We start from the raw sequence: 11,907 nt of genomic DNA, 5'->3' as shown, positions 1-11,907 counted from the left end.
TGCACGCTCTAACCCTTATCCAATCTGCTTTATAGCTTGCTTGTCACCCCTCAAGGGAAATGTCTTATGTTTATTATTGGACGGAAATCACATGAGTTTCGCCAAGGCGATCGCGGCCGATTTGTCAGGATGCTTCAAGACAAGTTGAATGAAAGAATCTGGATTCGCTTGTTGGACGATCGCGAGTTAGACAAAAAAACAATTGAAAAAAAGTCTGCAATGGTTAATTTCGGTAAATGGCTTCATCTCTATGTCGTCTTGGGACTTTGTGGAGCATTATCGATCGCTGTTATTGTATTCAATAACTATGAATTGCAACTCAAATTCAAAGACATTCTTGACTTTATAATTATGAGACAAGAATTAACACAGGAAGTAGAAAAAATAGACAACGATCGCCTTTAATTCATTGTCAGGAGAGACATAACTATTAGTTATCTCGGAGTGCTTTAATCGGTTCAACTTGACTGGCACGGATAGCGGGGAGGAGACTCGAGCCGACTCCGGTAGCGATCGCAGCACTTAAAGAGACCAGAATATTTTCCGTATTAAATTTGTAGGTGGGTAAAGCGAGGCTCTCTTGTTGGGTTAAGAGGAAAGTGATACCATTCACCAAAGCGATCGCGCTAAACCCTCCTAGAGAACTAACAAGAATAGCTTCGAGGAGAATTTGCAGTAAAATTTGTTTTTTCTGCGCTCCAATTGCTCGCCGCAAACCTAATTCTGGCGTTCTTTCTAAAACCGAAGCAATGGTAATATTAGCAATACCAATCCCTGCCACAATTAACGAAATCATACCTGCTGCTAATAAACCATTGGTCGCCATACGAGCGATTTCTCGATCTGTTAAAATATCTTCGACATTACTGTAAATGTAAGGATAATTGCCCGAGGCAAATTCTTTCAATTCTGGATGTTTGGTTTGCAATACTGTTTTGATTTGAGGCTTCAGTTGTTCTAAGCGATCGAGATCGTGAGGACGAATAATAAATTCCTCAATTTGGCGTTGGCTAGTTAACGCAATATGCGTTGAAATTGGCATCACAAATTCAGCGACAGGTTCATCAGCTTGAAAGGGTTTTTGTTTGCTTTCCATCACGCCCACAATACGATAAGGAATTCCCTGAATATAGACGATTTCATTAATAGGGCTTTTTTCTCCAAATAAACGCGATCGACCAACCGTATCAATAATAGTAGAATTACGATAATTTTTAAAATCATCAACGAGCAATTTACGCCCTAAGTTAGGAAGAATACGTCTTCCTGTCGCCGAAAAATATTCTTTGGAAACGGCAGATAAGCGCATATTTTCTTCGCGATCGCGATAAATTACGCGTTCGGCTTCCCAATTTTGAATAATGGCACTAATAGAATGAATTCCTTGCAACTCTTTTTTCAGATATTCGATATCTTTCAAGGTGCTATATAGCGTCCAAACACGCAAATGTGGCGCTTCTCGTTCGGACAGGCGCTGGAGGATTTTTGTATTGCTAATACTCTTAATTTGCAAAGTTGAATTCACTGCGATAACGCCCATAAATATACCAAAAATTGTCAGAATCGTTCGCATTCGATTTCTTTGTAGCGAACTCAAACTCATTTGTAATAGATCCAGAAAAGTCATTGATTATTGGTTATTGGTTATTTGCCATGATTCACTGATAACTGATAACTATTCATTGATAACTGGAAGAAGTTTCATACCTTCTTCAATAATGAGATCGGGAGGAGGGCTGAAGACTTGTTCCCCAGACTCTAAACCTGTTTTAATTTCTGTGACTGTATCACCAACTAAGCCTAAGGAAATAGGACGGCGTTCTGCTTTTTTTGACTCCGAAAGTACCCAAACATAAGGCTCTTCACCGTCGCGCTCTTGGATGAATTGTGGAGGAAGCGCGATCGCATCGTCTTCACGATCGATAATAATTTCGACGCTGACTTGGCTTCCCGGAATGAGCTTTTTGCTGGGGGTATCCAAAACAATCACAGCTTTAACTGTACTTTGCGAACCTCGAGATTGAGATGTGCTAGAACTCTCTAAAGCTACTCGTCCCAATTCTTTGACTTGTCCGGAAAAAGAACCGGAAATCGTCCCGATCGCAGAAACAATTGCTGGTCGATTCAGTTTCACCAAAGCGGCTTGTAAGGTCGTCAAACGAACTTCAATTTCTTCCCGACGCGGATCTCCAATGGTTAGCAAAATGCTATCTTGTTGGAGGACTTCTCCCGGTTTGACATTAATATCTAAAACTCGCCCTGTTGTGGTCGCTCGAATTAAACTATTTTTTTCAAAATTTTGTTCGCTTTTGATGAGATTAAGCTGTTCTGCTTCGAGGTCTCGTCTGGCAGTTTGGACGGCAGAATGAGCATTATCTAAAGCAATTTCTTTAATGCGAATTCCTTCGACTAATGCTTGTAAAGTTTTTTTCGTAGTCAGGCGTTGATTATTGAGTTCAAATTCAGCTTGTTGTAAGCTCTTTTTTGCATCTCGCAATGCAGCTTCAGACTGTCGCACGGATTGTTCCTGAGTTCTTTGTTGGTTAGTTGCTAAATAACCTCGCTCGACCAGATCGCGAATGGATTCGAGTTCAACTTGTAAGGCTTCTAATTCAATTTGTTGTTCTTGTATTTTTTCTCGGGCGCGATCGTGTTCGAGTTCGGCTGTACGAATGGCGCTATTATTTTGCTGTTGAATTCTTAACTCAGTTCGAGCGCGATCGAGTTCGGTTTCGACTTGGATGACGGCACGTTCTTTCGCTTCAAGATCGAGTTGCTGTTTTTGAATTTGCAAGCGCTGTTCGTTAACTTGGCTTTGTCCTTCGGGATCTTTGAGACGGACGAGAATTTGACCTTCTTGAATAGGGCTATTGATGCTAACTTCGATCTGTTCGACAATAGCCGAGCGATCGGCAGAGGTGGGGACTTTGAGAGATTGTTGATTGCCCAGTCGCACGATTCCCCCTGCTGGGACTGACTTTACCACCTCCGTGCGCTCTACGGCGATCGCGGGAACGGAAATTGCTTGGGCATTGGGGTTAAAAAGCACCCAATAAGCGACATAACCGCCAATACCCGCTACAGCGATCGCTCCGGCTCCCAGCATCAAGCGAATACCCGTTTGATATCTCGTTTTTGCGTCGCGCCTCATGCCTCATTCCTATTTTTTTAGTCCTCATCAATGATAACTAACTCATTCAAATGAGCAAGACCGACATCAGCCTTTTTGAGTACAGAAATGCTGGAATTGCCCCAGCAAATTCCCACAACTCCCGCCGCACCTGCATCGCGTGCCATGACAAAATCGAGGGCGGAATCTCCCACCATTAACGTTCTTTCCGGTTGGCTGCCCAAATTCTGACAAGCTTCGAGGAAAAGCTGAGGCTCGGGTTTGCCAGGGCCATTGGGATCTACACCGCCCGCCCATTGGAGATACTGGGAAAGTCCGGCGCGATCGATAAAATCTTTGACTCCTCGTGTGGAATCTGCCGAGAGGATTCCTAACTTTAAGCCTTTGGCCGAGAGGGTTTGCAAAACTGGTAAACTTCCAGAAAAGAGAGGGGAATTTTGCGGGGTACGCTGAATATATTTGCTGGCTTCCTCGAAAGCAAAACCAGCGATTTCGAGGGCTTCGTGCCAACTGCGCCCGGTCTCAGCAACGTAAGCTGCTGCTGCAATTTGGTTATCTCGGCGACTGCCGACGGCCATTAAACCTGTAGGATCGAGGGTATTTTCCTGAAGTCCAAAGGCCATGAGAAGAGGGTCGCCAATGCCCGGAATTTTGGCATCAATGAGGCGCGATCGCTTTTGTGCCAATTCTCGCAAAAAGTTACGCGAATCTTCTAATGTTCCGTCTTTATCAAATAAAATGCCTTCAATCTTGGGAAAAACTTTATCCCCGCAGCGAATTGCAACCAAAATACTCTCCTTGTTTCACGTTGTTCTCATTTAGATTAACAGAGAAATCTCTCTCGATCCTGAATGGGTAAGGCGCGATCGTTTCTTATTTTGCAAAAAGCCGAAATGGGAAGCAATCATCAAGGAGCGATCGTGGCTTATGCGGACAAAGCGTCCAAGTTTTTAATCGCAGGACGATTGAAAAGAAAAACGATAGAGGAAGTGAACCCAATGACCCTAGAAAAGTTTGTCGATTTTGAAAAAGAAGAACGGTTTTTTAAGAATAAAAGGATTTAATACTCTGACAAATTTTCTCGAGTTCTTGAAGTGTTAAACCTTGATGAATTGGTAAACTGAGAATGCGTTTGGCTTGTCCTTCTGTAACAGGAAAATCACCGTTTTGATAACCTAATTCTCGAGCAGCAGAAGTAAGATGGATAGGGACGGGATAATGAATAGCAGAACCAATGCCGCGATCGCGCAAAAACTTCCGAAGTTTATCCCGTTTTTCGGCTTGAATGACAAAGGTATGATAAACCGGTTTTTCCTCTTCTTTTTCTGGAGGAATTTGTAATTGAGGGATATTTTTCAGATAGGTTTGATAGTAATGAGCATTTTGGCGACGCTGTTGAGTCCATTGCTGTAAATAAGGCAATTTAGTTAGTAAAATGGCAGCTTGCAGAGTATCTAAACGGGAATTATGAGACCAATAAACACAATTGTCGCGAGTTTGCAAGCCCAAGTTTCTCTTAACTTTTAATTGTTCGCAAAGATCGGGATCGTCTGTGACAATGATACCCCCATCTCCACAAGCATTTAAGTTTTTGAGGGGATGCAGGCTAAAACATCCTAAAGCACCGAAAGAGCCGACACGCTTATCTTGATATTCGGCAATAATGGCTTGGGCAGCATCTTCGATAATATGAAGATTATGAGCTTCTGCGATCGCAGCGATCGCGTCCATTCTACAGGGACGACCGGTTAAATGAACGGGAAGAATTGCTTTTGTTTTGGGTGTAATTGCTGCCTCAATTTGAGTCGGATCGATATTGTAATCATCCCCTACATCGACAAAAATAGGACGAGCGCCTAAAAGACGAATACAGGTTGTAGAAGCAACAAAGGAGTTGGGAACGGTAATGACTTCATCGCCATGACTTACTCCTAAAACTTTGAGAGATAAAATCAATGCATCTGTTCCTGAATTGACTCCAATTGCATAGCGAGTTCCACACAGTTGAGCAAATTTTTCTTCAAATTCGCTGACTTCTTTACCGAGAATAAACTGAGAATGGTCGAGAACTTCTGCGATCGCAGTGAGAAGTTCGGATTTTAGGGAATTATGCTGACTTTTTAGATCAATATAGGGAATTTCGCTCATTTTTAATCGGTGGTTAAATGCCAATTATACTCACAATAAACTCGCGAGAATGTCCAGCTTGTCGATGTTCCCAAATATAGAGATCTTGCAAGCGTCCGATCGCTAATCTTCCATCACTAATAGGAACTTGTTCGGAAGTATGAGTCAGTGCAGAACGAATGTGAGATGGCATGTCATCAGAGCCTTCACCGGCTAGTAAATAGGAATTAGTTTCAGGGACGAGTTGGTTAAAAAAATTCTCTACATCAGCAACGGCATCTTGTTCTTGAATGAGAAGACTAGCAGAAGTATGACGTAGAAAAATATTACAAAGTCCAGTTTTAATTTGAGATTCTGTAACAATTTCTTGCACGGGAGAGGTGATTGCAAATAAAGATTTATTTCCTTGAGTTTCAATACGCAAAGTTTGTTGATAAAGCTGCATTTTTTCTTTTAGTTCAGGATGAGTTGCTTAAATATTGAAACCAAATATTGGTTTCTCGATCGATTGCTTCAGGAGTCCAAATGAAAGCCTCTTGCCAAGGTTGAATATTCTTTAACATCTAATCCAGCTACATGAAATACCCATAAATGACTGCCGATAAAACCGGCGGCTCCGGTGACTAAACAGTGTTTTGGTGAAGGTGTTTGACTGGTCATATCGAACGTAAAAAAAAGAAAAGATACGTTAAAGTTAAATTTTTTCGAGCAGTTGAGTTAATTGCTGGCAATCTACCCATATTTTTTCTTCTCGGGGTTCGCAAAAAATGCAACTGTATTCCAAGTTTAATCCGTTTGCTAAAGCATAGAAAATATGACTTATTTTTCTGCCAAACAATTCAAGAATTTTTGTTCCCTTTGGCGAAAATATCATGTTCGTTAAGCCAGCACCATGAGGAGCAATGATAATTTTAGCTTGTTTAAAAAGTTGGATCTGATCTTGCCAATCAAAATCTTCGAGAACATAAGGAACAAAATCCCATTTTGATAAAGTTTTAATAACTTCATTTTCATTGACAATGTGTCGAGAACGTGCTTTTCTTCGGGAAATAAAAATATTAGGAGTGAGGGGAATATTTACTGGTGCTTCATTATCGAGATGACTAAAAATTTGCTCTCGCACCCAATGGCAGGCTTGAGGAGAAGTTCTGCCAATTTCTCGTCGTTTTGAGCAAATGACTAAGCGTTTAACTTTGACAATATTGCTCTGCCATTGTAGGCAGTTTTCGACAGGATAACCCATAAGCTCTAAAGAACGAATTTGCCAAGCCGATGGATTTTTATGAATAATTAGAGGAGGTGTTTCACCAGTTTTTTGAGAATAATATTCAAGAGCTTCTAATCTCGTAAAAGCTTCTAATAGCCAATGAGCATAAAGATAACTCCAATAATCTATCAACGAACAAGCAAAATCAATTTCTTCGATTTCTTGATCATGAATGAGATTGGGGATAATCTCCGTTAAATCAAATCCAACTTCTCGAGTTCTTTGCAAACTCTTTTCGACAACATCTGCACGATTTAAGACTGTTTCTAAGATAATTTTTCCATCTTCGGTAAAACCAATGGCATCAGGACCGACTAAGTATACATTTTCAACTTCGGCTACAAAAGGTTGCGTAAATTCAAAATATCCAGCTTTGGCTTTAACCTTTTCATGAATTTCTTGTAAGCAGATAGGGTCGGGTAAGTCAATAGTTTCCCGATAAGGCAGTTGATAGAGGTTTTTATTCTCTCGAGCGAGTTTGATTAATCCTTCTCGATTTATTAAATTTTGTTGAAGATTTTCCATCAATCTCTAGTCGTGTTCCAAACTTTAGAGAGATTGTAGAGGAAAAAAATGCGATCGCTCAATAATTACAGATTTCTGTAATAAATCCTTTATCCTACCAAAAGCTCTTAAACTTTTCAAAATTTTTATGTTACCTGAAAAATACAATTTTCTCCCTCGTTTTTATCGTCTGGCTGCGATTAATATTATTTCTAATCTCATTATTCCTTTAGCAGGCTTAATTAGTACCGCATTTTTAGGACATCTTCAAGAAATTCGCTCTTTAGCTGGAGTTGCTCTGGCTTCAATTTTATTTAATTCAATTTATTTTACGCTGTTATTTTTGCGTATGTCAACAACGGGAGTGACAGCACAAGCGGTGGGACGAGACGATCGCGAGGAAATGCTGCTGATCGGTTTGCGAAATGGCTTTATTGCTTTAGCGATCGGGTTACTCATAGTGATTTTTCAACAGCCATTACGAGAGATTGGCTTTGCTTTGTTAAGCGCAACTCCAGAGATAAAACTATCGGGAATGACATATTATAATACTCGCGTTTGGGGCGCACCCGCAGTTTTAGTGAATTTTGTTCTCTTTGGCTGGTTATTAGGACGAGAGAAAAATAATAAGGTTTTAATACTATCAATTATCGGCAATGCTGCCAATATTATTTTAGATTATTTATTTATTGTTCATTTGCATTGGGGAAGTGCAGGAGCGGGATTATCGCAAGCAATTAGCCAGTATTTAATGTTAGCGATCGCGCTTGTTTTTGCCAGCCAGCAAATTCAGTGGCAAGAAGTTGTTACTATCTTTCCTAAGATTTTCGATCTAATGGCACTGAAGGAGATTTTTGCTTTTAATATAAATCTCTTTTTAAGAACTTTTATTTCAATTGTTACATTTACCTTGTTTAATGATCTGAGTGCAACGCTAGGAACTGTTATTTTTGTGGATAATACTTTGATTTTACAGATGGGATTGGTAACAGTGTATTTTATTGATGGGATGGCTTATGCGATCGAAACTTTAACGGGAAATTTTCTCGGTCAAGGAGAAAAAGAAAAATTTTGGCCGTTAATGCAAGTTTCTCTTAGTACGAGTTTGCCAATTTGCTTGGGTTTTGCAACAATCTGCGAGCTTTTTCCACAGACTATTTTTGGTTTTTTAACCGATCGCGTTGAATTAACCGAACATATTCATGTTTATACGCCTTGGCTCTTTTGTTTACTTGGTCTACCGGGAATTGCAACATTATTTGAAGGCTATTTCTTGGGTTTGGCACGGGGAGATATTCTGCGTAATGCAGTGCTAACTTCCCTCGTGATTGGCTTTACGCCAATGGCGATCGTCGGATGGTATTTTCAGAGCAATCATCTTTTATGGCTGGCGATTTCTTTATTCCTCGCTACTAAAACGATCGCTCTAATTATACCCGCAGTTCGTTCTTTAACAGTCAAAGAAACTTAGATGAAGTTAAAAAGTTAAAAAAATTAAAAATTATTTTGTCTTTTGCCCTTTTTATGGTCTAATTAAAAAGTTAAATTTCTTGGGATTTCAAATTTATTCTAGGATAGGATTTTAGGATCATCGTGAAAACTATTGTCTATCAATCTTTCCAAGCCGATCGAACGCCAAAATGGGTCGAACATTGTTTAGAAACCGTTCAAAATTGGGCAGAATACCAAGGATTTGATTACCAGAGGGAAGATAATTTTTTTGATTATGTTCCCGATTGGTATGTGGATAAAATTCAAGGTAAAATTAATGTCGTTGCCGATCTAGCTCGATTAGAATTAGCGAAAAAATTTCTCGCACAAGGATACGATCGCGCCATTTGGATGGATGCGGATATTATTATTTTCGAGCGCGATCGCTTAAAAGTCGAGACAACAGCAGATTATTTAGTTTGTCGTGAAGTTTGGCTAGATACAGAAGATAATGTTGATTTTGGCAAAGGAGAAATTTTTTGCGCTAAAAAAGTCACAAACTCATTCACAATGTTCGCAAACAACAATCATTTTCTAGAATTTTATATCGATGCTTGTCAATCAATTGTCCAAAAGAATATCGGGAAATTATCCAAACTCTGTGTTAGCACGAAGTTTTTGACAAAACTACATGAGATTGTCGATCTTCCTCTTTTTCATCAGATTGGTTTATTTAGTCCTATTCTCATGCACGGAATTGTGAAAAACGATCGCGAGATTACAGATCTATATGCACGATCGCTAGAATCGCCCGTTTATGCGGCCAATCTTTGTTTTTCCTTTAGAAATCAAGAATACAAAGGTCTGGCAATTCCCGATTCTCTTTACGAAGAAACGATCGCACAATTAATCGCAACCAAAGGACAAGCGATTAATCAAAAATTTTGCTCAAATATAACAAAATAAAAGGATATTATTCAATGTCAAATTCAGAACCTATTTCCGAAAATATAACTGTTAAGCCCTCTCAATTTGCCTGTGCTGCTTGGGGATGGCGAGAAGTAGAAATATTAGATTATTTTCAATGGATAAAGAATCTCGATATTCGAGCCGTCGAAGTGAATGCTCATCCTAATGCACCTAAACATCTCCTCGATAGCGGTGGTGAAGAATCCATTCATAAAATTGCTAATTGGGCAGAAGAAGCTGGAGTTGATATTATTTGTGTAGCTGGACGAAATAACTTTGCAACTCCGGACAAATCGGTACTTGAAGAACAATTACAAAAAGTTCGAGGGTTTATTGATGCTGCTAAGATGTTGAGGGCAAAATTCGTGCGATTGCTATCAGGAGAACATCGCAATGATAGCCCACCTTCCGAAGTATTTCCTCAGCTACAATGTGCTTTTACAACTGTTGGTAATTATGCAGAAGAGAGAGGGATCAAAATTACTATTGAAAATCACGGCGGACCGACAGCGACAGGACAGCGAGTTGCTCGAATTATGGAAGGTGTTAAAAGTTCAGCCGTAGGATTAAACTACGATCCGGCTAATTTTCTCAACCAAGGAACCGATCCATTAATGGCACTGCGCTATATTTTACCTTGGGTAAATTATAGCCATTGGAAAGATGTTCGCTGGGTTAATAATGCGCCCCAGTTTTGTGCTTTTGGCGAGGGAGAAATCAATTGGCCGCCCATTATTCAAGAACTGCTGAATTCTGGTTATCAAGGATATTGGGCTGTTGAATATGAGAATCCAGAAGATATCCAACGCGGAACAACTATCAGTTTACAAAATCTCCGCCAAATACTAAAAAAATCCTAAATATTCAAGAGTTAATCACCAAAAAATGAGCTTATTTTCTTTAGAAGGTCATATTGCTTTAGTCACGGGAAGTAGTGCGGGTTTGGGAAAAGCGATCGCACTCAAATTAGGACAGTGCGGTGCTAAAGTCGCCTTAAATTATCATCGCGATCGCGATCGTGCTGAAGAAACTTTGGTTGCAATCGAACAGCAGGAAATTCAAGCTATTTTGGTACAAGGGGATGTGACCAACGAGAAAGATATCAAAGGAATGTATGAGGCGATCGTGCAACAATTAGGAGTAGTTGATATCCTTGTCTTAAATGCAGGGGGAGATCATCCTCAAATCCCTTTTGAAGAGCAAACTTGGGACACTTTTCAAACAGCAATTGACTTGTTTATTAAGAGTCCCTATCTTCTGACCCGTGCTTGTTTGCCAGCGATGAAACAGCAAAAATGGGGGCGAATTATTAACATTAGCAGTGATGTTTGTTTTCGCACGGTTAATAATTTTAGTGCCTATGTAACGGCAAAACAAGGACAAGTGGGTTTTACTCGCAGTATGGCAACAGAACTCGCTCCTTTTGGAATTACTGTTAATACAGTAGCACCGGGATGGATACCTGTAGAACGACATTTTAGCGAACCCAATTTTCAACAAAAAAAAGAGACCTATGAAACAACAAGAGTTCCAGTTAAGCGTGTTGGACTTCCTCAAGATATTGCCGATTCTGTCCTCTATTTTGCTAGTAAAGAATCCTCTTTTGTAACAGGGCAATATCTTTGCGTCAATGGTGGTATGAGTTTAATGTAAAGGTAAGTTTTTCCTCCACCATGCTCTTTATTTTAGACATAACAGATAGGAATATAATCAATATGTTTTTTTCCTTCAATTGTTGGACGCAAAGGACATAAATCATTAGGGAACAAACTTCTATCCTCATTGATAAAAAGTTGGTAGATGTCAGGAAAATCAGTAGAACGATATTGCTTGACCACTGAAAAAAACTGAGAATATCGCTCAAAATAATCTTCCCCTGGGGCTCTTACGTGTTCCCATTCATGAGGATTAGTTTCTGGATACTCTATTGTCTTTTTCCCAATAATAGGAATAGCTAATATCGCAATTCCATTAGGTTTTAAAACTCTTCTAATTTCAGAAATTGCTTTGAAATCATCTTTAATATGTTCGAGAACATGACAAGCACAAACAACATCAAATTTCTCATCTTCAAAGGGTAAATTTGTCATATCGCAGCGAACATCTACCTTTTCCATTGCAATATCAGCACTCACATAGTCTTGAAATTGCTTTTGGAAACTTTGCTGAAAAAAACGCTCTGGGGCAAAATGTAATATTCTTTTATTTGAAGTATCATAATCCTTAAAGACTTCATTTAAAACTAATTTTTGTAAGCGATGTCTTGTCCAAGCTCGACATCGGATACATCTTTCATGTTCAGCATCTACTCCGATTGGTAAAGACACATCAAAAAAAGGCCCATAGTAACCGCAGATTGGACATTTGAAATTTTGTTTGTGCAGATTTTTGAGTCTGAATTGTAAAACTTTTAGTTCTAACTCAGCTTTTGCTTGAAGTTCTGACAGTAGAGATAACATTGATACAAAGTTAATGCTTA

14 protein-coding genes are annotated in these 11,907 nt (G+C 39.5%); 6 read left to right on the top strand and 8 right to left on the bottom strand.

Features of this window, described 5'->3' with window-relative positions; all coding sequences use genetic code 11:
- The first annotated feature begins 66 nt into the window (after positions 1–66).
- Positions 67–405, top strand: coding sequence for a hypothetical protein (locus tag AC6RV6_RS22670; RefSeq protein WP_500243154.1), 339 nt, complete (start codon positions 67–69; stop codon positions 403–405).
- A 25-nt stretch (positions 406–430) separates the two neighbouring features.
- On the opposite strand, the gene AC6RV6_RS22665 is transcribed toward AC6RV6_RS22670, so the two are convergent.
- From AC6RV6_RS22665 to AC6RV6_RS22655, 3 genes are read right to left on the bottom strand one after another with little or no spacing between them, the layout of a single operon-like run.
- Entirely contained in the window at positions 431–1,627 is a 1,197-nt protein-coding gene (locus AC6RV6_RS22665; RefSeq protein ID WP_500243153.1) for an ABC transporter permease, read from the bottom strand.
- Positions 1,628–1,675: 48 nt separating this feature from the next.
- Positions 1,676–3,151, bottom strand: a complete 1,476-nt coding sequence (locus tag AC6RV6_RS22660; RefSeq protein WP_500243152.1) for an efflux RND transporter periplasmic adaptor subunit — start codon at positions 3,149–3,151, stop codon at positions 1,676–1,678.
- Between the two features lie 17 nt (positions 3,152–3,168).
- Positions 3,169–3,918 carry an HAD family hydrolase gene (locus tag AC6RV6_RS22655; protein WP_500243151.1) on the bottom strand — a complete coding sequence of 250 codons (750 nt, stop codon included), beginning with the start codon at positions 3,916–3,918 and terminating at the stop codon, positions 3,169–3,171.
- Between the two features lie 63 nt (positions 3,919–3,981).
- Here AC6RV6_RS22655 and AC6RV6_RS22650 point away from each other — a divergent pair, with 63 nt between their 5' ends.
- Positions 3,982–4,194 (top strand): hypothetical protein, encoded by a 213-nt coding sequence (locus tag AC6RV6_RS22650; protein ID WP_500243150.1) that lies wholly within the window; start codon positions 3,982–3,984, stop codon positions 4,192–4,194.
- Here AC6RV6_RS22650 and AC6RV6_RS22645 read toward each other — a convergent pair.
- The 4 genes from AC6RV6_RS22645 to AC6RV6_RS22630 all read right to left on the bottom strand — a co-directional run bounded on the left by AC6RV6_RS22645 (position 4,175) and on the right by AC6RV6_RS22630 (position 7,049).
- Positions 4,175–5,278: a DegT/DnrJ/EryC1/StrS family aminotransferase gene (locus AC6RV6_RS22645; protein WP_500243149.1), complete on the bottom strand. Its 1,104-nt coding sequence runs from the start codon at positions 5,276–5,278 to the stop codon at positions 4,175–4,177. The genes AC6RV6_RS22650 and AC6RV6_RS22645 overlap by 20 nt on opposite strands.
- Positions 5,279–5,291: 13 nt before the next feature.
- Positions 5,292–5,702 (bottom strand): secondary thiamine-phosphate synthase enzyme YjbQ, encoded by a 411-nt coding sequence (locus tag AC6RV6_RS22640; RefSeq protein WP_500243148.1) that lies wholly within the window; start codon positions 5,700–5,702, stop codon positions 5,292–5,294.
- Positions 5,703–5,770: 68 nt separating this feature from the next.
- Positions 5,771–5,917, bottom strand: a complete 147-nt coding sequence (locus AC6RV6_RS22635) for a hypothetical protein (protein WP_500243147.1) — start codon at positions 5,915–5,917, stop codon at positions 5,771–5,773.
- A 34-nt stretch (positions 5,918–5,951) separates the two neighbouring features.
- Positions 5,952–7,049, bottom strand: coding sequence for a glycosyltransferase family 61 protein (locus AC6RV6_RS22630; protein ID WP_500243146.1), 1,098 nt, complete (start codon positions 7,047–7,049; stop codon positions 5,952–5,954).
- Positions 7,050–7,176: 127 nt separating this feature from the next.
- Here AC6RV6_RS22630 and gntT point away from each other — a divergent pair, with 127 nt between their 5' ends.
- The 4 genes from gntT (at position 7,177) to AC6RV6_RS22610 (ending at position 11,081) form a co-directional block, all read left to right on the top strand.
- Entirely contained in the window at positions 7,177–8,499 is a 1,323-nt protein-coding gene (gntT, locus tag AC6RV6_RS22625) for a guanitoxin biosynthesis MATE family efflux transporter GntT (protein WP_500243145.1), read from the top strand.
- A 122-nt stretch (positions 8,500–8,621) separates the two neighbouring features.
- Complete coding sequence (locus AC6RV6_RS22620) at positions 8,622–9,425, top strand: hypothetical protein (protein WP_500243144.1); 804 nt, start codon at positions 8,622–8,624, stop codon at positions 9,423–9,425.
- A 14-nt stretch (positions 9,426–9,439) separates the two neighbouring features.
- Positions 9,440–10,288 (top strand): sugar phosphate isomerase/epimerase family protein, encoded by an 849-nt coding sequence (locus AC6RV6_RS22615; protein ID WP_500243143.1) that lies wholly within the window; start codon positions 9,440–9,442, stop codon positions 10,286–10,288.
- Positions 10,289–10,313: 25 nt separating this feature from the next.
- Positions 10,314–11,081 carry an SDR family NAD(P)-dependent oxidoreductase gene (locus AC6RV6_RS22610; RefSeq protein WP_500243142.1) on the top strand — a complete coding sequence of 256 codons (768 nt, stop codon included), beginning with the start codon at positions 10,314–10,316 and terminating at the stop codon, positions 11,079–11,081.
- A gap of 32 nt (positions 11,082–11,113) precedes the next feature.
- On the opposite strand, the gene AC6RV6_RS22605 is transcribed toward AC6RV6_RS22610, so the two are convergent.
- Positions 11,114–11,887, bottom strand: a complete 774-nt coding sequence (locus tag AC6RV6_RS22605) for a class I SAM-dependent methyltransferase (RefSeq protein WP_500243141.1) — start codon at positions 11,885–11,887, stop codon at positions 11,114–11,116.
- Positions 11,888–11,907: the final 20 nt, after the last annotated feature.

It is taken from the genome of Spirulina sp. LEGE 11439 (genome assembly GCF_059821285.1).
This window is presented reverse-complemented; position numbering and strand designations above follow the sequence as displayed.

What these genes read in the sequence shown, in the direction of transcription:
- AC6RV6_RS22640 (WP_500243148.1), bottom strand. Translation starts at nt 5,702, where the DNA reads ATGCAGCTTTATCAACAAACTTTGCGTATTGAAACTCAAGGAAATAAA.
- AC6RV6_RS22630 (WP_500243146.1), bottom strand. Translation starts at nt 7,049, where the DNA reads ATGGAAAATCTTCAACAAAATTTAATAAATCGAGAAGGATTAATCAAA.
- AC6RV6_RS22665 (WP_500243153.1), bottom strand. Translation starts at nt 1,627, where the DNA reads ATGACTTTTCTGGATCTATTACAAATGAGTTTGAGTTCGCTACAAAGA.
- gntT (WP_500243145.1), top strand. Translation starts at nt 7,177, where the DNA reads ATGTTACCTGAAAAATACAATTTTCTCCCTCGTTTTTATCGTCTGGCT.
- AC6RV6_RS22670 (WP_500243154.1), top strand. Translation starts at nt 67, where the DNA reads ATGTTTATTATTGGACGGAAATCACATGAGTTTCGCCAAGGCGATCGC.
- AC6RV6_RS22635 (WP_500243147.1), bottom strand. Translation starts at nt 5,917, where the DNA reads ATGACCAGTCAAACACCTTCACCAAAACACTGTTTAGTCACCGGAGCC.
- AC6RV6_RS22645 (WP_500243149.1), bottom strand. Translation starts at nt 5,278, where the DNA reads ATGAGCGAAATTCCCTATATTGATCTAAAAAGTCAGCATAATTCCCTA.
- AC6RV6_RS22605 (WP_500243141.1), bottom strand. Translation starts at nt 11,887, where the DNA reads ATGTTATCTCTACTGTCAGAACTTCAAGCAAAAGCTGAGTTAGAACTA.
- AC6RV6_RS22660 (WP_500243152.1), bottom strand. Translation starts at nt 3,151, where the DNA reads ATGAGGCGCGACGCAAAAACGAGATATCAAACGGGTATTCGCTTGATG.
- AC6RV6_RS22610 (WP_500243142.1), top strand. Translation starts at nt 10,314, where the DNA reads ATGAGCTTATTTTCTTTAGAAGGTCATATTGCTTTAGTCACGGGAAGT.
- AC6RV6_RS22615 (WP_500243143.1), top strand. Translation starts at nt 9,440, where the DNA reads ATGTCAAATTCAGAACCTATTTCCGAAAATATAACTGTTAAGCCCTCT.
- AC6RV6_RS22650 (WP_500243150.1), top strand. Translation starts at nt 3,982, where the DNA reads ATGGGTAAGGCGCGATCGTTTCTTATTTTGCAAAAAGCCGAAATGGGA.